At 72.3% G+C, this 20,670-nt stretch carries 17 protein-coding genes; 8 read left to right on the top strand and 9 right to left on the bottom strand.

From position 1 onward, the window contains the following. From M878_RS46925 to M878_RS53870, 3 genes are all read left to right on the top strand, one after another. On the top strand, positions 1 to 201 hold a 201-nt coding region (locus M878_RS46925; RefSeq protein ID WP_031223998.1), incomplete at its 5' end, for a lysylphosphatidylglycerol synthase domain-containing protein. Positions 202 to 276: 75 nt separating this feature from the next. Then, positions 277 to 1,131, top strand: coding sequence for a proteasome subunit beta (gene prcB / locus M878_RS53875; RefSeq protein ID WP_023544786.1), 855 nt, complete (start codon positions 277 to 279; stop codon positions 1,129 to 1,131). Positions 1,132 to 1,188: 57 nt separating this feature from the next. Then, the gene (locus M878_RS53870; RefSeq protein ID WP_031223996.1) at positions 1,189 to 2,031 is read left to right on the top strand and encodes a COG4705 family protein; all 843 of its coding nucleotides are present in this window, start codon (positions 1,189 to 1,191) and stop codon (positions 2,029 to 2,031) included. A gap of 6 nt (positions 2,032 to 2,037) precedes the next feature. Here the strand turns inward: M878_RS53870 and M878_RS53865 are convergent, their stop codons facing one another. From M878_RS53865 to M878_RS53845, 5 genes are all read right to left on the bottom strand, one after another. Then, positions 2,038 to 3,441, bottom strand: a complete 1,404-nt coding sequence (locus tag M878_RS53865) for a sensor histidine kinase (RefSeq protein ID WP_023544784.1) — start codon at positions 3,439 to 3,441, stop codon at positions 2,038 to 2,040. Continuing rightward, the gene (locus tag M878_RS53860; RefSeq protein ID WP_023544783.1) at positions 3,438 to 4,103 is read right to left on the bottom strand and encodes a response regulator transcription factor; all 666 of its coding nucleotides are present in this window, start codon (positions 4,101 to 4,103) and stop codon (positions 3,438 to 3,440) included. The genes M878_RS53865 and M878_RS53860 overlap by 4 nt, the downstream gene beginning before the upstream one ends. A gap of 247 nt (positions 4,104 to 4,350) precedes the next feature. Continuing rightward, positions 4,351 to 5,049: a phosphatase PAP2 family protein gene (locus M878_RS53855; protein ID WP_023544782.1), complete on the bottom strand. Its 699-nt coding sequence runs from the start codon at positions 5,047 to 5,049 to the stop codon at positions 4,351 to 4,353. Beyond that, positions 5,046 to 5,648: a phosphatase PAP2 family protein gene (locus M878_RS53850; protein ID WP_023544781.1), complete on the bottom strand. Its 603-nt coding sequence runs from the start codon at positions 5,646 to 5,648 to the stop codon at positions 5,046 to 5,048. Before M878_RS53850 ends, M878_RS53855 begins: the two co-directional genes overlap by 4 nt. Beyond that, the gene (locus M878_RS53845) at positions 5,648 to 6,307 is read right to left on the bottom strand and encodes a DedA family protein (protein WP_023544780.1); all 660 of its coding nucleotides are present in this window, start codon (positions 6,305 to 6,307) and stop codon (positions 5,648 to 5,650) included. The genes M878_RS53850 and M878_RS53845 overlap by 1 nt, the downstream gene beginning before the upstream one ends. 211 nt (positions 6,308 to 6,518) lie before the next feature. Between M878_RS53845 and efeU the strand changes: the two genes are divergently transcribed. From efeU to nicT, 3 genes are all read left to right on the top strand, one after another. Beyond that, positions 6,519 to 8,549: an iron uptake transporter permease EfeU gene (gene efeU / locus M878_RS53840; RefSeq protein WP_023544779.1), complete on the top strand. Its 2,031-nt coding sequence runs from the start codon at positions 6,519 to 6,521 to the stop codon at positions 8,547 to 8,549. Positions 8,550 to 8,635: 86 nt separating this feature from the next. After that, positions 8,636 to 9,907: an iron uptake transporter deferrochelatase/peroxidase subunit gene (gene efeB, locus M878_RS53835; protein WP_023544778.1), complete on the top strand. Its 1,272-nt coding sequence runs from the start codon at positions 8,636 to 8,638 to the stop codon at positions 9,905 to 9,907. A 221-nt stretch (positions 9,908 to 10,128) separates the two neighbouring features. After that, positions 10,129 to 11,196: a Nickel transporter NicT gene (gene nicT / locus M878_RS53830; RefSeq protein WP_031223992.1), complete on the top strand. Its 1,068-nt coding sequence runs from the start codon at positions 10,129 to 10,131 to the stop codon at positions 11,194 to 11,196. 30 nt (positions 11,197 to 11,226) lie between these two features. On the opposite strand, the gene sthA is transcribed toward nicT, so the two are convergent. Next, complete coding sequence (gene sthA / locus M878_RS53825) at positions 11,227 to 12,612, bottom strand: Si-specific NAD(P)(+) transhydrogenase (protein ID WP_031223990.1); 1,386 nt, start codon at positions 12,610 to 12,612, stop codon at positions 11,227 to 11,229. Between the two features lie 199 nt (positions 12,613 to 12,811). Between sthA and M878_RS53820 the strand changes: the two genes are divergently transcribed. Then, positions 12,812 to 13,945, top strand: coding sequence for a molybdopterin-dependent oxidoreductase (locus M878_RS53820; protein WP_023544775.1), 1,134 nt, complete (start codon positions 12,812 to 12,814; stop codon positions 13,943 to 13,945). A 143-nt stretch (positions 13,946 to 14,088) separates the two neighbouring features. Here the strand turns inward: M878_RS53820 and M878_RS53815 are convergent, their stop codons facing one another. Continuing rightward, positions 14,089 to 14,295, bottom strand: coding sequence for a hypothetical protein (locus M878_RS53815; protein WP_023544774.1), 207 nt, complete (start codon positions 14,293 to 14,295; stop codon positions 14,089 to 14,091). Between the two features lie 153 nt (positions 14,296 to 14,448). On the opposite strand from M878_RS53815, the gene M878_RS53810 reads away from it, so the two are divergent. Then, positions 14,449 to 16,299 carry a glycoside hydrolase family 15 protein gene (locus tag M878_RS53810; RefSeq protein WP_023544773.1) on the top strand — a complete coding sequence of 617 codons (1,851 nt, stop codon included), beginning with the start codon at positions 14,449 to 14,451 and terminating at the stop codon, positions 16,297 to 16,299. Between the two features lie 64 nt (positions 16,300 to 16,363). Here M878_RS53810 and M878_RS53805 read toward each other — a convergent pair whose 3' ends face one another. Together M878_RS53805 and M878_RS53800 are read right to left on the bottom strand one after the other, a co-directional pair. Beyond that, the gene (locus M878_RS53805) at positions 16,364 to 17,683 is read right to left on the bottom strand and encodes a hypothetical protein (protein WP_031223988.1); all 1,320 of its coding nucleotides are present in this window, start codon (positions 17,681 to 17,683) and stop codon (positions 16,364 to 16,366) included. A 66-nt stretch (positions 17,684 to 17,749) separates the two neighbouring features. Next, positions 17,750 to 20,488 carry a SpoIIE family protein phosphatase gene (locus M878_RS53800; RefSeq protein WP_078630181.1) on the bottom strand — a complete coding sequence of 913 codons (2,739 nt, stop codon included), beginning with the start codon at positions 20,486 to 20,488 and terminating at the stop codon, positions 17,750 to 17,752. Positions 20,489 to 20,670: the final 182 nt, after the last annotated feature.

The raw sequence follows: 20,670 nt of genomic DNA, 5'->3' as shown, positions 1-20,670 counted from the left end.
AGCGGCGCCGCCGCCCTGCTGCCCACCCCGGGCGGCCTCGGCTCCCTGGACGCGGCGCTCGCCCTCGGCCTCACCGTCGCCGGCGCCCCCGGCGCGGCCGCCGCCTCCGCCGTGCTCGGCTACCGGCTGCTGACCGTGTGGCTGCCGCTGCTCCCGGGCCTGCTGGTGCTCGGGGTGCTGGTGCGGCGCAAGGCTCTGTGAGGGGCGGGGAGTTTCCCGCGCGCCCACCGCAGGTAGGAGTCGGGTGACTTGTGCTGTCGAAGGAGGGGGAGAGCCATGCCGGAGAACGACACCGCGGGGCTGCCGAGCGAGGCGTTCTTCACGCCGGGAACGTCGTCCTTCACCGAGTTCCTGGCCGCGCACCGGCCCGGGATGCTGCCCACCGCACCCGCACTGCCCGACGGCGTACGGGCGGCCCCCGACCGGTTCCCGCACGGCACCACCGTCCTCGCCCTCACCTACGGCGACGGCGTGCTGATCGCAGGCGACCGCCGGGCCACCATGGGCAACCTCATCGCCCAGCGCGACCTCGAGAAGGTCCACCCCACCGACGACCACACGGCCGTCGCCTTCGCCGGCACCGTAGGCCTCGCCGTCGACATGGTGCGGCTCTTCCAGGTGGAGCTGACGCACTTCGAGAAGATCGAGGGCACCCCGATGAGCCTGCCCGGCAAGGCGACCCGGCTCGCGTCCATGATCCGGCAGAACCTCGCCCAGGCCATGCAGGGCCTCGCCGTCGTCCCGCTGCTCGCCGGATACGACCTCACCGCACCCGAGGGCAAGGGCGGCCGCATCTTCGCCTTCGACGCGGCCGGCGGCCTCTACGAGAAACACGACTTCCACGCCGAGGGCTCCGGCTCCCCGTACGCCCGGGGCGCCCTGAAGAAGCTCTACCGGCTGGACCTCACCCGCCGCGAGGCCGCCCTCGCCGCGCTCCAGGCGCTGTACGACGCGGCGGACGACGACTCGGCGACCGGCGGCCCCGACCTGAACCGCCGTACCTTCCCGGTCGTCTGCGTCCTCACCGAGGACGGCTTCGAGCGACTGTCCGAGACGGAGACCGAGGAACTGAGCCAGGAGATGATCCTCCGGCGCGGCGAGCGCCCGGACGGACCGCACGCCGCGCCCTGACCCCGGCCGGCCCGGTGCTCAGGATGCGTTCAGGTTCCCCTTGTCACCGTCGGCACCATGACATCAGAGACCTCTGCGACCACGGTGGCCGACACCGGCACCGGCGCGCCCGCCCGTGTGCGCTGGAACAAGGTGCCGGAAGTCACCGTCTACTTCTGGGTGATCAAGGTGCTGTGCACCACGGTCGGCGAGACCGCCGCCGACCTGCTGAACGAGAAGGCCGGCCTCGGGCTGACTGGAGTCTCGCTGCTGATGAGCGCGCTGCTCGCGGTCGTGCTCGTGGTGCAGTTCCGCACCAGGGCCTACCGCGCCGGCGTGTACTGGCTCGCCGTCGCGCTGATCAGCGTCGTCGGCACGCTGGTCAGCGACAACCTCACCGACAACATGGGCGTGGCCCTGGAGACCACCACGACCGTCTTCGCGATCGCCTTGGTGACCGTCTTCGCGCTCTGGTACCGCACAGAGCGCACCCTGTCGATCCACCACATCGACACCACCCGCCGCGAGGCCTTCTACTGGCTGGCCGTCCTGTGCACCTTCGCGCTCGGCACCTCCGCCGGCGACCTGCTCGCCGAGAAGATGGACCTCGGCTACTGGCTGTCCGCCCTGCTGTTCGCCGCCGCCATCGCCGCGGTCGCCCTCGCCCGGTTCACGCTCGGCCTGAGCGCCGTGACGAGCTTCTGGATCGCGTACGTCCTCACCCGGCCGCTCGGCGCCTCCGTCGGCGACTACCTCTCCCAGCCCACCGGCGACGGCGGCCTCGGCCTCGGCACGGTGGTGACCAGCGCGCTGTTCCTCACCGTCATCCTCGCCCTGGTCGTCTACCTGATCGTGACCCGCAAGGACGTCACCGAACAGCAGGCCGTGCGGCAGACCGGCGCACCGGCCCATCGCGCCTGAGCGGGATCAGCCCACCGGCAGGGTCACCACGAACCGCGCCCCGGGCCCGTGCGCGGGGTCGTGGACGACCTCGCCGCCGGCGGAGCGGGCCAGGCGCCGGGCGAGCGGCAGCCCGAGGCCCGCTCCGCCGTGCCCGTCACCGGGATCGGCCCGTTCGCCGGGCTGGAAGAGCAGCTCGGCGAAAGCCGCGGGCACGCCCGGGCCGTCGTCCGTGACCTCGATCCGCATGCCGCCGTTCTCGCGGCTCGCGCTCAGCGTGACCGTCGTACGGGCATACCGCACCGCATTGGCCAGCAACGGACTGACGATCCGTTCCAGGAGCGCCGGCTGCACCCCGGCCGTCAGCGGCCCCGGCCCCTCCGGTACGACGACCCGCACCGCGCCGGAAGCGTCCGCGTGCGCGGCCATGCGGTGCAGCACCGTCGGCACATCGGCGGTGCCGGGGGCGGTCGGCGCACCCGCGCGGGCCTCGTCCAGCAGGGTGTCGCAGATGGTGCGCATCGACTGCGCGGCCTCGGCCAGGACCTCGTGACAGGCCCGGGTCTCGGCGTCGGAACGCGGGCGGGAGCGCCACCAGTCCAGCTCGGCGACGATCCGGCTGAGTGGGGTGCGCAGTTCGTGCGACAGCTCGCCGGTCAGCTGCCGCTCATGCCGCAGCACCGCCCGGATCCGGTCCAGCAGGGAGTCCAACGAGGCGCCGAGCGCGGCCAGTTCGGCCGGCCGGCCGCCGCCCGCGAAGCGCTCCTCGGACCCCACGGCACTCCACTGGGTCGCCTGGTCCGTCATCGTGCGCACCGGGCGCAGCGCCCGCCCCACCACCAGCCGGGTCAGCGCATAGGTACACACGAGCATCACCGCGTCCAGCGCGCACGAGCCCAGCAGCAGCGTTCGGGCGGAACTCCGGTACGGCGCGAGGTCCAGCGCCGTGACCACGGTGGCCCGCGCCGCCGCACCGGGCACCGGCGCCGCGCACAGCCGTACGGTGTCGGGGCCGTGCACCGTGGCACAGCCGCGCCGGCCGCGGGCGGTCAGGGCATCGGCGGCGCGGGTGAGCGCTCCGGCGCCGGCCGGAGGCCGCTCCAGCAGCCTGCCGTCGGTGTAGATCCACGCGTTGGTGTCCAGCAGCCGGTCGCCGGAGGTCTCCAGCACCCGCACGCTGCCGTGACGGGTGTCGACGGTCGTGGCGACGGCCGCCGCGCGGGTGCGCAGCTCGTCGTCCGCCTCCTGCTGGAGACGGTGGCCGACCACGGTGTTGAAGACAACGGTGAGGATCACCATCAGCAGCGCCGCGGTGACCAGGGCGGCCAGGGAGAGCCGGCCGCGCAGGGTCCGCGGCGCCAGCCGGGATGTGAGGCGGGCGAGGGGCGACGGCGTACGGGCCAGGAACCACCCGCTGCGGGGGAGCCTCATGTCAGGCGGTGCCCGATCCCGCGTGCGGTGGCGATGGTCCGGTCGCTGCCCGCCGCGCGCAGCTTGCGGCGCAGCCGGGTCAGATACTGGTCCAGCGTGTTGTCGCTGACCTGCGCCCCCTCCGGCCAGCCCGCACGGAGCAGCTCGCGGCGGCGCACCAGCTCCCCGCCGGCCGCGCTGAGCGCCGCCAGCAGCCGGAACTCCGTCGGCGTCAGATCCACGCGCCTGCCCTCCACGGTGGCGCTGTGCCGGACGGCGTCCAGCACCAGTCCGCCCGCCCCGGCGATCCGGGCCGGGGGCACGGCCCGGCGCAGCGCGGCCCGCAGCCGGGCCGCCAGCTCGGCGAGGTGGAACGGCTTGGGCAGATAGTCGTCCCCACCGGCCGAGAAGCCCGACAGCCGGTCCGTGAGCCCGTGCCGCGCGGTCAGGAAGACGACCGGGGCGAGGAAGCCGCCCGCGCGCATCGCCTGGCACACATCGCGGCCGTCGGCGTCGGGCAGGCCGACGTCCAGCACGACGGCCGACACGTCCGGCGTCGCCAGCCGCAGGGCCGTGGCGCCGTCGCCGGCACAGACCGTGTCGAAGTCCTCGTCGTGCAGACCACGGCGCAGCACGTCACGCAGGGCGTGATCGTCCTCGACGATGAGAATCCTGGGGCGCATCTCTCTCCACCGGCCCGTCGGCCGTCTCGCTCGGATGGGGTGTGCCCGGCTCCGGGGCACGGGGGACCTGGGCCCTGTCGGCCTGGCTGGGGCCTGTCCGGCGGATCCTGTCGCAGACGCGGGGGCCGGCACGCCCTCCCCTGCCTCAAGGGCTGGGGGCACCCCCAGCGGCAGTTGACGCCGGTCGCCGACGCTCCCCCCACACTCGGCTCCGCTCGCGCGGGGGCAGCCCCATCGCCGCCCCCGCTCACCTGCGCTGATGAGGCTCTGTCGATGTCCTGCGACCCGAGCCGCCGGACAGGCCCAGGCGCTCGGGCAGCCACCGGGCCACCGCGCCGACGCAGACACCGAGCCAGCCGGCGGCGAACAGCCAGCCGCCGGCCACGTCGGAGAACCAGTGCACGCCCAGGAAGACACGGGTCAGACCGACCCCCGCCCCCCAGCAGGCGACGAGCAGACACAGCGCGGTCCGCCCGCGCGGGGCGCGCAGGCACAGGGCGGCGATCAGCAGGCCGGCCGTCAGCGCGGCCGTGGTGGCGTGACCGGAGGGGAACGACCAGCCGGAGGCCTGCGTCCGCCAGTCGTACCCCGGCGGCCGGGCGCGGGCGACCAGTTCCATCACGCCGTACCGCACCGCCTGGCCCGCGCCGAGGCAGAGCACGGCGAGCGGCACGGTCACCAGCCTCTGGCGCGCGGTGCGCCCCGCGATCAGCCCGGCCACGACCACCAGGACGTACGGCACGACACCGGTGCCCGTGGCGGTGAGCCCGCGGGCCACCGCCACCGCCTCCGGCGGGCGGTGCCCGACGGACCAGGACAGCAGGCCCTGGTCCAGATAGAGCGGGCCGCCCTGGTCGCTCACCACCACGGCGGTCAGCACCGCGAACGCCATCCAGGCGCCGAGGGCCAGCGTGCCGGCCGGCTCCGCGGCCTTGCCGCGGTTCATGACACCAGCAGGGCGCGCAGCCGGGTGCCCGAGAGCCGCTTCGGCAGGTCCTTCGGCAGCCGGCTCACGGCGGTCATCACGACGAACGCCACCGCCGCGCCGAGGGCCGCCCCCGCGGCGACGTCGTGCGGATAGTGCACCCCGACCCACACCCGGGACGCCCCCATGAGGCCCGCGCACACGGCCGCCACCACGCCCAGCCGGCGGGAGACGAAGTACAGCGCCACCGCCGCCGCGAACGCGATCGCGGCGTGATTGCTGGGGAACGACCAGTCCCCGCGCGCCGGGCACGCCTCCAGCGTGCGGAAGGCCAGGCCCCGGCAGGGCCGGTCCTCGCGCACGAGCAGCTTCAGCACGGAGTCCGCGGCGAAGGCCGCCAGCACGGCCGCCGGCACCGCCAGGGCCGTCAGAGCCGCGTCCGCCCCCGCCCGGCGGGCCCGCCACCAGCCGACGAGCATGAGGAGCGCGAACACCGCCAGCCCGTACGCCGACCACACCGCCACCAGGCCGTCCAGCCAGGCGGGGGAGTGGCGGGCGAGGTCCACCACGTGCCGGTACAGCGGCCCGTCCACCGACGTGCCGGAGAGCGCCGGGAACATCAGCGGGCTTCCTTCGCGGCCCGGCGGGAGCGCAGCACCTCGGCGACGACGGGGATCAGCGAGACAAGCACGATCAGCGCGATCACCGGCAGCAGATACTTGTCGACGTTCGGGATCGAGGAGCCCAGCGCATAACCGGCGAGGGTGAGACCAAGGCTCCACACGAGCCCGCCCGCCACCTGCCAGAGAGTGAAGGTCCGGGCCGGCACGCCGAGCGCGCCCGCCATCGGGTTCAGCACCGTGCGCACCACCGGGACGAAGCGGGCCAGCACGATCGCCTTCGCGTAGCCGTACCGCTCCAGCAGTTCCTCGGCGCGCTCGGCGCCCTCGCGCAGCTTCGCGGAGCGGGTGCGGGCGAGCAGCGCCCCGCCGGCCTTGCGGCCGATCAGGAATCCGCACTGCGAGCCGGCCAGGGCGCCGACGGCGGCCGCGACGAGCAGCGGACCGAGCGAGAGGTGCACCCCACTGGCGGCGGACCCCGTGCACAGCAGGCCGGCGGTGAACAGCAGGGAGTCCCCGGGCAGGAAGAACCCGATCAGCAGGCCCGTCTCCGCGAAGAGCACCACACCGACGCCGAGCACGCCGAAAGCGGCGAGCAGGGAGTGGGCGTCGAGCACATTGACCGCGAGCTGCGACGCCAGGTGGGGGGAAGCGGCCATCGCCGTACGCCCTTTCATCGACTTCCTCGACAAGATCCGACTACATATTTGTAGACGGTCTACCGGACTGTAGACGAACGGAGACTGGCGATTGTTCCCCGGCTTTACCCGTTCATTGCCTCTTTGTGACCGGCTGAGTACATGGGCGTAGTCATGATGGTCCGCGAAGGTAAGGTATGCCTTCGCTAAGTAATAGGGAGGGCAGCAGGGCATGTGGGACGACGCGTTTCCGAGTTTCCTGATCGGACTCAGGGAGGGGCTCGAAGCGGGACTCATCGTCTCCATCCTGGTCGCCACCCTGGTGCGGGCCGAGGCGCGGTCGCGGTTGCCCCAGGTGTGGACCGGCGTCCTGGCCGCGATCGCGGTGGCCATGAGCTTCGGCGCGGTGCTCACCTTCACCGCCGCGTCCATGCCGCAGACCGCCCAGGAGGCCTTCGGCGGCACCCTTAGCGTGATCGCTGTCGCGTTCGTCACCGCCATGGTGTTCTGGATGCGCCGCTCGGCCCGCAGCCTCTCCGGCGAGCTGAGGGAGAAGGTGACCGGCGCCCTCGCCATGGGCTCCGGCGTGCTGATCCTGACCTCGTTCCTCGCGGTCGGCCGGGAGGGCCTGGAGACGGCCCTGTTCCTGTGGACCACCGCGCGGGCGGCCGGTGAGTCGGCCGGACCGCTGACCGGTGCCGGCATCGGCCTCGTCCTCGCGGCCGGCCTGTGCTGGGGCCTGTACCGGCGCGTCCTGAAGATCAACCTGACGAAATTCTTCACCGCCACCGGCGCCGTCCTGATCGTCATCGCGGCCGGCGTCCTCGGCTACGGCCTGCGCGATCTCCAGGAGGGCGGCGTGCTGCCCGGCAAGACCGCCTACGCGGTCGACCTGGCGAGCAGCGTCGACGCCGGCTCCTGGTACAGCACCCTGATCCAGGGCGTCCTCAACCTCACCCCGACCATGACCTGGCTCCAGGTGGTGGCCTACGTCGCCTATCTGGTCGTCGTGATGACCCTGTTCGTGCGCGGCGTGCGGACCACCGCCCCGAAGCCGGCGAAGGAACGCCCCGCGGCCGAGCCGAAGGCCGAGCGGCCCGAGCGGCGCCGGCCGGTCTGGGTGGTGCCCGCCGCCGTGGTCGCCGTACCCGCCGTGATCGCCGGACTCGTCGTCGCCCTCGCCCGGCCCAAGCCCGCCGGCGACCAGACCGTCGCCGTCTCCGAGACCGAGTGCGGCAAGGGCTTCACCGCGCCCAAGCCGGGCCGCCAGACCTTCCAGATGCAGAACACCGGCGGCAAGACCTCCGAGGTCTACCTCATCGACCCGTCGACCAGCGCGGTCTACGGCGAGATCGAGGGCCTGGCCCCCGGCACCACCCGTGACCTCGTCGCCACCGTCGCCGGCGGCACCTACGCCTGGCGCTGCGTCCCCACCGACGGCAAGGCCGTCACCTCCAAGTCGGTCACCGTCACCGGCGGCGGAGCCGCCAAGCCGGTCGTCCCCGTCTCCGAGCAGGACCTCGCCGCACCGCTGAAGGCGTACAAGGCGTACGTCAACCAGGGCCTGACCGCCCTGGTCGGCCAGACCCGCGCCCTCGCCGACGACATCCAGGGCAACCACCTGGACCAGGCACGCACCGACTGGCTCACCGCCCATCGCACCTACTCCTCGCTCGGCGCCGCCTACGGCACCTTCGAGGACTTCGACAAGAAGATCAACGGCCGGGCCGACGGACTGCCGGACGGCGTCCAGGACAAGGACTTCGCCGGCTTCCACCGCATCGAGTACGGCCTGTGGCACGGCCAGTCGGCCAAGGACCTGACCGGCCCCGCCCAGCAGCTCGTCACGGATGCCACCGGGCTCCAGAAGGCGTTCCCGGGCCAGGACTTCGACCCGGGTGATCTCCCGCTGCGCGCGCACGAGATCCTGGAGAACACCCTCCAGTTCGAGCTGACCGGCGACACCGACGAGGGAAGCGGTACCAACCTCGCCACCGCCGAGGCCAACCTCGCCGGCACCCGCGAGCTGCTCACCGTCCTCAAGCCGCTGCTCACCACCCGCGCGCCCCGGGTGCTCCCGACGGTCGACGCGGACATCGCGCGCGTGCAGAAGCTCCTGGACGCGGCCCACGACGGCGACCGCTGGACCGGCGTCGACCAGCTGGCCCCGGCCGACCGGCAGCGGCTGAACGGCGCCACCGGGCAGCTGCTGGAGGACCTCGCCCCGATCCCGGACCTGCTCGAGATCCGGAAGTCCGCCTGATGAGCCGGCCCGCAGACCGCTCGCCGGGCGATCCGGCATGCCGTCCGACGACCGCCGCGCACCCGCACTCCGAAGGGAACCCACCGATGCCGACCGCCGACACGCCGACCTGCCCCGTCGGCCCCGCCCGCCGCTCCTTCGTGCGTACCGCGCTCGGCGCCGGTGCCGCCGGAGCGGTCCTGGCCGGCGGCGGCTACGCGCTCGCGGAGAGCGGCGGCACGGCCGAGGCGCAACCCGCGAGCGCCGACAGCGCCGCGAAGGTCTCCTTCCACGGCGCCCACCAGGCCGGCATCATCACCCCGGCCCCGGCCGCCGCCACCTTCGTCTCACTGAACGTCATAGCCGACGACCGCGCGGGCCTGACCGAGCTGCTGAAGACCATCACCGAACGGGCCCGCTTCCTCACCTCCGGCGGCACCCCCACCGACCTGGGCGTCGGCGCGCCGCCCGCCGACAACGGCATCCTCGGCCCCGAGGTCCCCTCGGACGGCCTCACCGTCACCGTCGGCGTCGGAGCCTCCCTCTTCGACGACCGCTACGGCCTCGCCAAGGCCAGGCCCGCCCGGCTCACCCCGATGCGGACGTTCCCGAACGACAACCTGAACGCGGCCGAGTGCCATGGCGATCTGTCCCTGCAGATCTGCGCCCAGAGCACTGACACCGTGCTGCACGCGCTGCGTGACATCGCCCGGCACACCCGCGGCGCCATGCAGATCAAGTGGCGCATCGACGGCTTCCAGAACGCCCCGCGCCCCACCGGCGCTCAGCGCAACCTGCTCGGCTTCAAAGACGGCATCGCCAACCCCGACGTCACCTCCGCCCGTGAGACGAACAAGCTGATCTGGGTCGGTGACGGCCAGGGCGAACCGGCCTGGACGGCGGGCGGCAGCTACCAGGTGATCCGGATCATCCGGATGCTGGTCGAGTTCTGGGACCGGGTCTCGCTCACCGAGCAGGAGAAGATGTTCGGCCGCCGCAAGGACACCGGCGCCCCGCTCGACGGTGCCAAGGAGACCGACATCCCGAACTACGCCAAGGACCCGCACGGCACCGCGATCCCGGTGGACGCCCACATCCGCCTCGCCAACCCGCGCACCGCGAAGACCGACAGCTCCCGCATCCTGCGCCGCGGCTACAACTACGACCGCGGCGTGGACAACGTCGGCAACCTCGACATGGGCCTGGTCTTCTGCTGCTACCAGCAGGACGTCAAGCGCCAGTTCGAGGCCGTACAGACCCGGCTGATCGACGAGCCGCTGGTGGACTACATCTCGCCCACGGGCGGCGGCTACTTCTTCGCCCTGCCCGGCGTCCGGGACGACAAGGACTGGCTCGGCCGGGGCATGTTCTCCGCCTGACGCCAGCTGACGCCACCTGTCGGACCAGACAACCGCGGCAGGCCTCTTCCCTCTTCTCTTGGGAAAGGTCTGCCGCTGCCTTTACCCGCCCCTTGCTGCACACGATTTGCAAGTACGGAAGGATTCCATAAGGCTGCGCTGTGCAGCCGTAACCGCACCACCGAAGGACGACCTTCTCGATGACACCCAACCGCTCGGCCTGGCACCGTGTCCGAGGCTCCATGACACGGCAGGAGTGGATCAGGGTCGGCGGGATGGCCGGCTTCGTGCTCGCCCTGCACATCATCGGCTGGGGCACCCTGATCGGCATCATCGCGCCACAGCACTTCAGCGTCGGCAAGGAGTCCTTCGGCATCGGCATCGGCGTGACCGCGTACACCCTCGGCATGCGGCACGCCTTCGACGCCGACCACATCGCGGCGATCGACAACACCACCCGCAAGCTCATGGGCCAGGGGCAGCGCCCGCTGTCGGTCGGCTTCTGGTTCTCCCTCGGCCACTCCAGCATCGTCTTCGGCCTGGCCCTGCTGCTCTCGCTCGGCATGAAGAGCCTGGCCGGACCCGTCCGCGACGACAACTCGCACCTCCACGAGGTGACGGGTCTGATCGGTACGACGGTCTCCGGCACCTTCCTCTACCTCATCGCCGGCATCAACCTCGTCATCCTGGCCGGCATCTGGAAGGTCTTCCGGCAGATGCGCTCCGGCGCCTACGACGAGGCCGCCCTGGAGACCCAGCTGAACAACCGCGGCTTCATGAACCGCCTCCTCGGCCGGGTCACCGGCTCCATCAGCAAGCCCTGGCAGATGTACCCGCTCGGCCTGCTGTTCGGCCTGGGCTTCGACACGGCAACCGAGATCGCCCTGCTGGTCCTCGCCGGCTCCGGTGCCGCCTCCGGCCTGCCCTGGTACGCCATTCTGACCCTGCCGGTCCTGTTCGCCGCAGGCATGTCGCTCCTTGACACCATCGACGGCTCGTTCATGAACTTCGCCTACGAGTGGGCGTTCTCCAAGCCGGTCCGCAAGGTCTACTACAACCTCACCATCACCGGCCTGTCCGTGGCCGTCGCCCTCATCATCGGCACCGTCGAACTCCTCGGCCTCCTCGCCGACAAGCTGGATCTCCACGGCGCCTTCTGGGACTGGATCTCCGGCCTCGACCTCAACACCGTCGGCTTCGTCATCGTCGGCCTGTTCTTCGCCACCTGGGCCATCGCCCTACTGGTATGGAAGGCGGGCCGCATCGAGGAGAAGTGGACGGCGAGTCTGGCGGAACAGTCGGCGGACTGACTCAAGGGGCGCGGGGCTGCCCCAACAGCGCTAATCCAGGCGGTCCACCTGGCGGAGCCGATTCGTCGCATCCAGCGCAGCGACCTTGTACGACTCCGCCAGCGTCGGATAGTTGAACACCGCGTCCACCAGATAGTCCACCGTCCCCCCGCACCCCATCACCGACTGCCCGATGTGAATCAACTCCGTGGCGCCCGAGCCGAAACAGTGCACCCCGAGCAACGTGCGGTCCGTCGGAGACACCAGCAGCTTCAGCATGCCGTGCGAGTCCCCGATGATCTGCCCGCGGGCCAGCTCCCGGTACCGGGCCACGCCCACCTCGAACGGCACCCGGTCCTCGGTCAGCTGGTCCTCGGTCCGGCCGACGAAGCTGATCTCCGGGATGGTGTAGATCCCGATCGGCTGGAGATGGTGCATCCGCCCGACGGGCTCCCCGCACGCGTGGTACGCGGCCGCGCGGCCCTGCTCCATCGAGGTCGCCGCGAGCGCCGGGAAGCCGATGACGTCGCCGACGGCGTAGATGTGCGGCACCTCGGTGCGGTAGTTCTCGTCCACCTCGATCCGGCCGCGCGCGTCCGCCGCCAGCCCGGCCTTGTCCAGGCCGAGGTCGTCGGTGAGGCCCTGCCTGCCCGCCGAGTACATCACCGTGTCCGCGGGGATCTTCTTGCCGCTCTCCAGCACGGTGAGCGTGCCCCGTGGATGGCGTTCCACGGCGGCCACGGTCTCGCCGAACCGGAAGGTGACGGCCAGGTCCCGCAGGTGGTACTTGAGCGACTCCACGATCTCCACATCGCACAGGTCCAGCATCCCGGGACGCTTCTCCACCACGGTCACCTTGCTGCCGAGCGCGGCGAACATGGAGGCGTACTCCATGCCGATGACCCCCGCACCGACGATCACCATGGAGCGCGGCACCCGCTCCAGCGAGAGCACGTTGTCGGAGTCCATGATCGTCCGCCCGTCGAACTCGACCGTGTCCGGGCGGGCCGGCCTGGTGCCGGTGGCGATGACGATGTGCCCGGCGCTCAGCAGCCGTTCCCGGCCCGAGAGCTCGGACAGGGCGATGGTGTGCGGATCGGCGAAGCGGGCCGTGCCGGAGTAGACGGTCACCTGATTGCGGGTGAGCTGGCTGCGCACGACGTCCACCTCGCGGCCGACGACGTGCTGGGTGCGCGCGGTCAGATCGGCGACGGTGATGTCGTCCTTCAGCCGGTAGCTCTGCCCGTACAGATCGCGCTGGGTGAGACCGGTCAGGTACAGCACCGCCTCGCGCAGCGTCTTGGAGGGAATGGTTCCGGTGTGCAGGGAGACCCCGCCCAGCATGTCGGGGCGGTCGACGACCGCGACCCGGCGGCCGAGCTTGGCCGCGGCGATGGCGGCCTTCTGACCGCCGGGACCGGATCCGATGACGAGCATGTCGAAGTCGAAGTCGAGCACCCTCGGCAGTGTGTCAGTCCTCCGGTCCGCTCCGGAAGAGATCGCCGCCCTCGAAATCCCCCGGCCCGCACGGGAGTTGCCGCCACCGCCCGCTCGCCTCTCCTCGCCTCTCCTCGCCTCTCCTCGCCTCTCCTCGTCTCTTCTCGCCGAGCCGGTGGCCCGGGAGGACAATGACGCCATGGGCCAGCGATCCGGCGACCCGAGCGCCCCCGCCCGGCTGGCCGCTCCCGACGAGGGGATCGGCGCCGACGAACTCGCGCTCGCCACCCGCAACCACGGTCTGCCCCTGGAGGCGCTGCGGCACGACGTCACCCCGCCCGGACTGCACTACGTCCTCACGCACTACGACATCCCGTATGTGCCGAACGCCGGCGCCTGGCGGCTGTCCGTCGACGGGCGGGTCCGCGTCCCGCTCGACCTGTCCCTCGCCGACCTGCTGTCGTTCCCGCAGATCACCATCCGGGTGACCCTGGAGTGCGCGGGCAACGGCCGGGCCCTGCTCACGCCCCGGCCGGTCAGCCAGCCCTGGCTGGTGGAGGCGGTCGGCACCGCCGACTGGAGCGGCGTACCGCTGCGGCTGCTGCTCGCCGAGGCGGGCGCGGACCCGGCGGCCGTGGACGTCGTCTTCACCGGTGCCGACCACGGGGTGGAACGCGGGATCGAACAGGACTACCAGCGCGCCCTGCCACTGGCCGTGGCCCTGGGCGACGACCCACAGGTACTGGTCGCCACCGCCATGAACGGCGCGCCACTGCCCCCGCAGCACGGCCGGCCCCTGCGGCTGATCGTGCCCGGCTGGTACGGCATGGCCCATGTGAAATGGCTGCGCTCGGTCACGGTGAGCGACGTACCGTTCACGGGCTTCCAGCAGACGGTCGCCTATCGCATCCGGCACACCGCCGGCGAGGAGGGCGAGCCGGTCACCCGCGTCGCGCCGCGCGCCCTGCTGGTCCCTCCGGGGTTTCCCGACTTCATGTCCCGCACGCGGGTGGTGCGGCCGGGGCCGGTGAAGCTTTTCGGCCGCGCGTGGTCGGGACAGGCGCCGGTTACCTCGGTGGAGGTCAGCACGGATCGCGGCGTCAGCTGGGAGCGGGCCGTTCTCGACCCTCTGCTGGACGGGCAGCGGTGGGCTTGGCGGGGCTGGCACTACGACTGGGCCTCGTCCCCCGGCGAGTATGAGGTCGGCGCGCGTGCGAGCGACGCCGGCGGCTCTACCCAGCCTCTGGAGCAGCGCTGGAACCGGGGTGGGTTTGCCAACAACGCGGTGCGTTTTGTTCGGGTGGTGTGTGTGGACGACGCCCGCTCGCCGTAGGGACTCATACGTACGGCGGGGTGCGGGGCGTGCGTGGTTGCTCGCGCCCCGCGGCGGAGCCGCCTGTCACACACCGCCCCACACCCCTTGGGCCGTCGTTCCGCCCCCGTTGAAACAGGAGCCTTCGCTTTCCCCGGACCGCCCTACGGCAGCAGCCTCTCGATGGCTGTCGGGCCCTCCTTCTCCATCTTGCGGCGTGCCCAGTCGAGGTTCTTCGGGGTGACGTCCCTGCCCGCCGCCATCACCAGGTCCTCCAGGGTGATGTCCCGGGAAGGGGCGGAGTGGAGCAGGGCGTCCGGGGTGCAGTGGTCGTCGGACGACCGGGATTCGTCAGGTGTGATGGTCGACATGATGCCTCCTCCTCGGTCCGGATGACCGCATCCGTGCCGGTGCCGCCGAACGGGGCACACTCTCACCATTCCCCGCGGCGCCTTCCCACGCCACCGGAGAGCACACGCTCCTAAGCTGGAAGACATCTCGCTCCGCTCCCCGGGAGGCCGCCGATGGCCGAGACCCCGTTCGCCGAGGACATCCGCCCCGGCCCGCGCTATCTGCCGATCGCCGAGCACGGCCTCATCGGCGATCTGCGCAGTGTCGCGCTGGTCGGAACCAACGGCACGATCGACTGGTACTGCTGCCCGTCCTTCGACGCGCCCAGCGTCTTCGCGGCCATCCTCGACGCCGAGCGCGGCGGCTCCTTCGAGCTGGCCGCCGCCGTACCGGCACGCACCAAGCAGTTCTACTTCCCCGACACCAACGTCCTGATCACCCGGTTCTTCACTGAGGACGGCGTCGGTGAGGTGCAGGACTTCATGCCGGTGACCTCGGACGACGCGGCCGGCACCGGCGAGGCCGGCCGGCACCGGCTGATCCGGCGGGTGATCTGTGTCCGTGGCACGGTCCCGTTCCGGGCGTCGATCGCGCCGCGCTTCGACTACGGTGCCGTCCCGCACACCCTGCGCACCGACGACGGCACCGTGCTGTTCGAGTCCGCCGACCTGTCCCTGGCGCTGACCTCGACGGTCATGCTGGAGTGCGACGCCCGGGACGCGCGCACCGACTTCAAACTCACCGAGGGCGAGTCCGCCGTGTTCGCCCTCGACCAGGTCGGCGAGCGGATCCCCCCGCGCGGCTGCGCCCGTGCCGAGGCCGAGCACGAGTTCAACGCCACGGTCGCCTACTGGCGGCGCTGGCTGCACCAGTCCCGCTACCGAGGCCGCTGGCGCGAGATGGTGCACCGCTCCGCGCTCACCCTCAAGCTGCTCACCTACGCGCCCACCGGCGCCATCGTCGCCGCCCCCACCACCAGCCTGCCCGAGCAGCTCGGTGGCGAGCGCAACTGGGACTACCGGTATGTGTGGGTCCGCGACGCCGCCTTCGCCGTCTACGCGCTGCTGCGGCTCGGCTTCACCGGCGAGGCCGAGGCGTTCATGCGCTTCCTGACCAGGCATGTCAGCCCTTGCGACAACGTCGATGGCTCCCCGCCGCTGCAGATCATGTACGGCATCGACGGCCGCACCGAGCTGCCGGAGCGGGTGCTGCCGCACCTGGAGGGCCATCTGGGCTCCGCCCCGGTCCGGGTCGGCAACGCCGCCGCCGACCAACTCCAGCTGGACATATACGGCGCCCTGATCGACTCGATCTATCTCTACGACAAGTGGGCCCAGCCGATCTCCAGCGGCCAGTGGGACGATGTGTGCCGACTGGTCGACTGGGTGTGCGCGCACTGGGACCAGCCCGACGAGGGCGTGTGGGAGACCCGCGGCGGCCGCCGGAACTTCACCTACTCGCGGCTGATGTGCTGGGTCGCCATCGAGCGCGCCATCCGCCTCGCCAACCGGCGCGGACTCCCCGCCGACCTGCCCCGCTGGCGGCAGGCCCGCGACACCATCTACCGGCGGATCATGGACCGCGGCTGGTCGGAGCGGCGCGGCGCCTTCGTGCAGTACGAGGGCGGCGACGTCCTCGACGCCTCGCTGCTGATGATGCCGCTCGGCAAGTTCGTCGCCCCCACCGACCCCAAGTGGCTGTCCACCCTGGACGCCCTCACCGATGACCTGGTCTCCGACTCCCTCGTCTACCGCTACGACCCGCAGACCAGCCCCGACGGGCTCCGCGGCGACGAGGGCACCTTCTCCATCTGCTCCTTCTGGTACGTCGAGGCCCTGGTGCGGGCCGGCCGGCTCGACGAGGCCCGGCTGGCCTTCGAGAAGATGCTCACCTACGCCAACCACCTCGGCCTGTACGCGGAGGAAATCGGCCGTACCGGCGAGCAACAGGGCAACTTCCCGCAGGCGTTCACGCATCTGGCCCTGATCAGCGCCGCGTTCAACCTCGACCGCGCCCTCGGCTGATCCTCGCTCACCTGCACTGATGAGGCGCCGTCACTTTCCCGCGACCTGATCCGCCGGACAGGCCCTAGGCGAACCGGGAGCTCGGGACGGGCCCGGCAGACCGCACCCGTGCCCGGTCGCCACGCAGCCAGGTGCCGCTGACGGCCCCGGCGAACGCGGCGAACTCCGCGTCGTCGTCGGCCGGGCCCGCGCCGTCCCCCGGATCGGCCTCCGGGTCGGCCGCCGTCACCTCGGCGGCGATCTCCGCCTCCGGACGGTCGTCCGCCGGGCCCCGCTCCACGCCGCCGTCCGCGCCCTGCGTCAGCCGCTCGCCCCACGGCGGCACCAGCGACTGGTGCAGCAGCGCGACGCTGTCCGCGGTGATCGCAGGCGGGTCCGTCCAGCAGCTCGCGTGCGCGTGCAGCACCTGCCCGGGCACCCGCTCGAAGAGCTGCCCGATGATCTCCGGGCCGCCGTCATGTGCCGCCACACCGTCCAGGTCGTACGCCACGACCACCGTGTCCGGCCGGCCGGGCACGAACGGCTCGGCCGGCAGCCCCAGCACCTCGGCCGCGGCGAGGCCGAGGATCCGCGAGTCCCGGTCGGGCAGCAGCGACACCGACCGGGGCCGTACCCCGGCCGCCGCCAGCAGGGCGCGCAGCCGCAGCAGACCGCGCAGACAGCCGTCGGGGGTGTCCTGCAGCCAGGCGTAGCGGCCGTGCATGCCCGCGTCGAAGCCGTACGGCGACAGGGTGCCGAGGACCGTGCCGGCGATCACGTACTGCCAGCCGCGCAGATCGGTCAGATCGAGCGAGGACACCCGCTCGGCCACGGCCGCGCGCTCCAGGACCCGGTTCTGCCGGTCCCGCGCCGGCTGCCACTGCGCGTCCTCCGGGTCGGCGAGCAGCGCGTGCTGACGCCGGGCCAGCTCCAGGTCGCCCGCCAGGGCGGCGTTGAACACCAGCAGATAGCGGTCCGGCCAGTCGGCGAACGTCCCCTCGTACCGGGTGAGTTCGGTCACCGCCTCGCGATGGCGTCCCTCGTGCTCGTACGCCGACACCAGCTCCCGCAGCGCCACCGGCGAACCGTCGCTGCGACGCAGCGCCTCGCGGAGCGCGGGGACCGCCAGACAGGCCACGTCGTGTTCGATGCACCAGTACCCGAAGTCGTAGAAGGCCTTGGGGCGTTCGGGCTCGGCGGCGAGCGCGGCGGCGGCCTTCGCGAGGTCGTCGAAGCCCGCCGACCCGGCGGCCCGCCCCACCACCAGGGCCACCTCGCCGAGCGGCTGCTCCTCGCCGGCCGCCCGCAACTGCCGCAGCGCACCGGGCACATCACCGGAGTCCAGGGACTCCCAGGCCTTGCGGAGGGCGGGGGACTTCGGGCGGCGAATCCTGCGCGAGAACATGGCGGAGATCATCACCCGCCGGACGACCGGTCCTCAACACAATTCCCGAACACCATTCCCGCAGGGCTACGGCAGCGGCTGCTCCGCCCAGATGATCTTGCCGTTGGGGATGTACCGGGTGCCCCAGCGCTCGGCGAGCTGCGCGACCAGGAACAGGCCCCGGCCGCCCTCGTCGGTGCTCGCCGCGTACCGCAGATGCGGCGAGGTCGTGCTGCCGTCGGAGACCTCGCAGATCAGCGTGCGGTCGCGCAGCAGCCGTACGACGATCGGGGCGCGCCCGTAGCGGATCGCGTTGGTGACCAGCTCGCTCAGGATCAGCTCCGTCGTGAAGACCAGCTCCTCCAGACCCCAGTCGGCGAGCTGCCCGGTCACCGCGGACCGCACCTGCGACACCGCCGCCGGATCGGACGGCACCTGCCACTCGGTGACCCGGTCCGTGCCCAGCACCCGGGTGCGGGCGACGATCAGCGCGACGTCGTCGATCGGCCGGGCCGGCAGCCGGGCCAGCACCGCGCGGCAGGTCTCCTCCGGCGAGGCGCCCGGCGTGCCGTTCAGGGCGTCGCTCAGCACCTCGAGACCCGTGTCGATGTCCCGCTCGCGGTCCTCCACCAGCCCGTCGGTGTACAGCACCAGCCGGCTGTCCTGCGCCAGCTCCAGCTCGGCCGTCTCGAACGGCAGCCCGCCGAGGCCCAGCGGCGGCCCCGCGGGCACCTCCGGGAACTCCACCCGGCCGTCCGGGTGCACCAGCGCGGGCGGCGGATGGCCGGCCCGGGCCACCGTGCAGCGCCGCGAGACCGGGTCATAGACCGCGTACAGACAGGTCGCGCCGGTGATCGCCGCGGAGCCGTCCGCGGCGGTCTCGTCCTGGTCGATCCGGCCGACCAACTCGTCCAGCAGTCCGAGGAGTTCATCCGGCGGCAGGTCCAGCGAGGAGAAGTTGTGCACCGCCGTGCGCAGCCGGCCCATGGTGGCCGCCGCGTGCAGTCCGTGCCCCACCACGTCCCCCACGACCATCGCCACCCGGGCACCGGAGAGCGGCAGTACGTCGAACCAGTCTCCGCCCACCCCGGACTGCGCCGGCAGATAGCGGTAGGCGATCTCCAGCGCGCCCTGCTCGGGCAGCGTGCGCGGCAGCAGACTGCGCTGCAGGGTCACCGCCATGCTGTGTTCGCGCGTGTACCGGCGGGCGTTGTCGATGGACACCGCGGCCCGAGCGACCAGCTCATCGGCGAGGGCCAGCTCCTCGGCGTCGAACGGCTGCGGCTTCTCCGCACGCCAGAAGTTCGCCACCCCCAGCACCAGACTGCCCGCCCGCAGCGGCACGGTGATCAGCGAATGGATGCCGTACTCCAGCACCTGGTCGGTACGCTCCAGGTCCTGCGCCCGCCAGCCGGGCGCGTCGCGCAGCCGCGGCACCAGGACCGACTGCCCGGTGGTCAGGCTGCGTGCCTGCGGCGAGGTGGGCACGAACCGGATCCGCTCGCCCACCGGATACAGCGGGGAGTCCTGGCGGACGCCGGCGCAGGCGGCGCGGCGCAGTGCCGTGCCCGGCCTCGGCTCCTCGCCCTGCAGGACCGCGTCGAACAGGTCCACGGTCGCGAAGTCCGCGAACCGGGGCACCGCCAGCCCCGCCAGCTCCTCGGCGGTACGGGTCACGTCCAGGCTGGTGCCGATGCCCACCCCGGCGTCGTACAGCATGTTCAGCCGCTCCCGCGCCACCTCCGCGCGGCCCGACAGGGCGCGCAGCTCGGTGGAGTCGCGCAGCGTGGTGACGCTGCCCGCCGGGCCGCCGCGCAGATCGGTGGGGCGCTGGTTGATGGCCAGCAGCCGGTCCTTGACCAGGTGCACCTCGTCCGTGGCCACCCGGCCCGAGGCCAGCAGCGCCGCCGTCTCGTCGTCCAGGCCCAGCTCCAGCACGCTCTGCTGCTCGGCGTCCTCCGGCAGGTCCAGCAGCCGGTGCGCCTCGTCGTTGGCGAGCAGCAGCCGGCCGTCGTCACCGACGATCAGCACACCCTCCCGGACCGCGTGCAGCACCGCGTCGTGGTGCTCGTACATCCGGGTCATCTCGTACGGTCCCAGACCGTGCGTCTGGCGCAGCAGCCGTCTGCTGACCAGCGCCGTGCCCCCGGTGGCCAGCGCGAGTGCCGCCGCGGCCGCCGCGAGCAGCAGCGGCAGCGTCTGGTCGGCGGCCCCGCCCACGTGCGCGGTGGTGATCCCGGCGGACACCAGGCCCACCACCATGCCGGCGGAGTCCTTCACCGGCACCACGACCTGCACCAGCGGGCCGATCGTGCCGTTGACATGCTCGGTGACCGTGCCGCCGGCCAGCGCCGGGCCGATCGTGCCGACGAACTTCTTACCGATGCGGTCGGGTTTGGGGTGCGTGTAGCGGATGCCGTCGGTGTTCATCACGACGACGAAGTCCACCCCGGTCGCCTTGCGGACCTCCTCCGCACGGGGCTGCAGCACGGCGGTGGGGTTCGGCGTACGCAGCGCGGCGGCCGTGCCGGGTGCGTTAGCGAAGGACTCGGCGACGGCGAGGGAACGGTTCTGGGCCTCCAGATCGCTGTCGTGCCGCACCTGCAGCACCTGCGCCACCACCGCCGAGACGATCAGCAGCAGCACGATCACCACTTGGAGGATGAACACCTGCCCGGCAACGCTGCGTCCCGTCACCGCCGACCGCAGGACTCCGGGTCTGCTGCCGTTCTGGCTCGAACCCTCCGTTCGCGGGGCCTGCGATGCGCGCGGGTCCCCGAACGGACGGGGCGGCCGGGTCGCGGGCCGGCCAGGCAGTCGCACCATGTGCCCATGTCTACACTGCCCGGCCCGCTCGGGCGAGACCATCGACCGAGGTGACGGCCGCCGATCGGAGCGACGCGATCCGGTCACCGGTGGCGCACGGGAGTCGAACGGCGGGCGGCCAGCAGCAGCGCCACGTCGTCGGGGCGGTCGGTGGCATGCCGGGCGCCGGCCGTGAGCCGGTC

This window comes from Streptomyces roseochromogenus subsp. oscitans DS 12.976 (genome assembly GCF_000497445.1).
In the GTDB taxonomy this organism is placed as follows: Bacteria; Actinomycetota; Actinomycetes; order Streptomycetales; family Streptomycetaceae; genus Streptomyces; species Streptomyces oscitans.
Note: the sequence above shows the minus strand (reverse complement) of the source record. Positions and strands in the feature narration are given on the sequence as shown.

Excerpts from the sequence above, each read along its gene's own strand:
- prcB (WP_023544786.1), top strand. The coding sequence starts at position 277 with ATGCCGGAGAACGACACCGCGGGGCTGCCGAGCGAGGCGTTCTTCACG.
- M878_RS53870 (WP_031223996.1), top strand. The coding sequence starts at position 1,189 with ATGACATCAGAGACCTCTGCGACCACGGTGGCCGACACCGGCACCGGC.
- M878_RS53865 (WP_023544784.1), bottom strand. The coding sequence starts at position 3,441 with ATGAGGCTCCCCCGCAGCGGGTGGTTCCTGGCCCGTACGCCGTCGCCC.
- M878_RS53860 (WP_023544783.1), bottom strand. The coding sequence starts at position 4,103 with ATGCGCCCCAGGATTCTCATCGTCGAGGACGATCACGCCCTGCGTGAC.
- M878_RS53855 (WP_023544782.1), bottom strand. The coding sequence starts at position 5,049 with ATGAACCGCGGCAAGGCCGCGGAGCCGGCCGGCACGCTGGCCCTCGGC.
- M878_RS53850 (WP_023544781.1), bottom strand. The coding sequence starts at position 5,648 with ATGTTCCCGGCGCTCTCCGGCACGTCGGTGGACGGGCCGCTGTACCGG.
- M878_RS53845 (WP_023544780.1), bottom strand. The coding sequence starts at position 6,307 with ATGGCCGCTTCCCCCCACCTGGCGTCGCAGCTCGCGGTCAATGTGCTC.
- efeU (WP_023544779.1), top strand. The coding sequence starts at position 6,519 with ATGTGGGACGACGCGTTTCCGAGTTTCCTGATCGGACTCAGGGAGGGG.
- efeB (WP_023544778.1), top strand. The coding sequence starts at position 8,636 with ATGCCGACCGCCGACACGCCGACCTGCCCCGTCGGCCCCGCCCGCCGC.
- nicT (WP_031223992.1), top strand. The coding sequence starts at position 10,129 with ATGACACGGCAGGAGTGGATCAGGGTCGGCGGGATGGCCGGCTTCGTG.
- sthA (WP_031223990.1), bottom strand. The coding sequence starts at position 12,612 with ATGCTCGTCATCGGATCCGGTCCCGGCGGTCAGAAGGCCGCCATCGCC.
- M878_RS53820 (WP_023544775.1), top strand. The coding sequence starts at position 12,812 with ATGGGCCAGCGATCCGGCGACCCGAGCGCCCCCGCCCGGCTGGCCGCT.
- M878_RS53815 (WP_023544774.1), bottom strand. The coding sequence starts at position 14,295 with ATGTCGACCATCACACCTGACGAATCCCGGTCGTCCGACGACCACTGC.
- M878_RS53810 (WP_023544773.1), top strand. The coding sequence starts at position 14,449 with ATGGCCGAGACCCCGTTCGCCGAGGACATCCGCCCCGGCCCGCGCTAT.
- M878_RS53805 (WP_031223988.1), bottom strand. The coding sequence starts at position 17,683 with ATGTTCTCGCGCAGGATTCGCCGCCCGAAGTCCCCCGCCCTCCGCAAG.
- M878_RS53800 (WP_078630181.1), bottom strand. The coding sequence starts at position 20,488 with ATGGTGCGACTGCCTGGCCGGCCCGCGACCCGGCCGCCCCGTCCGTTC.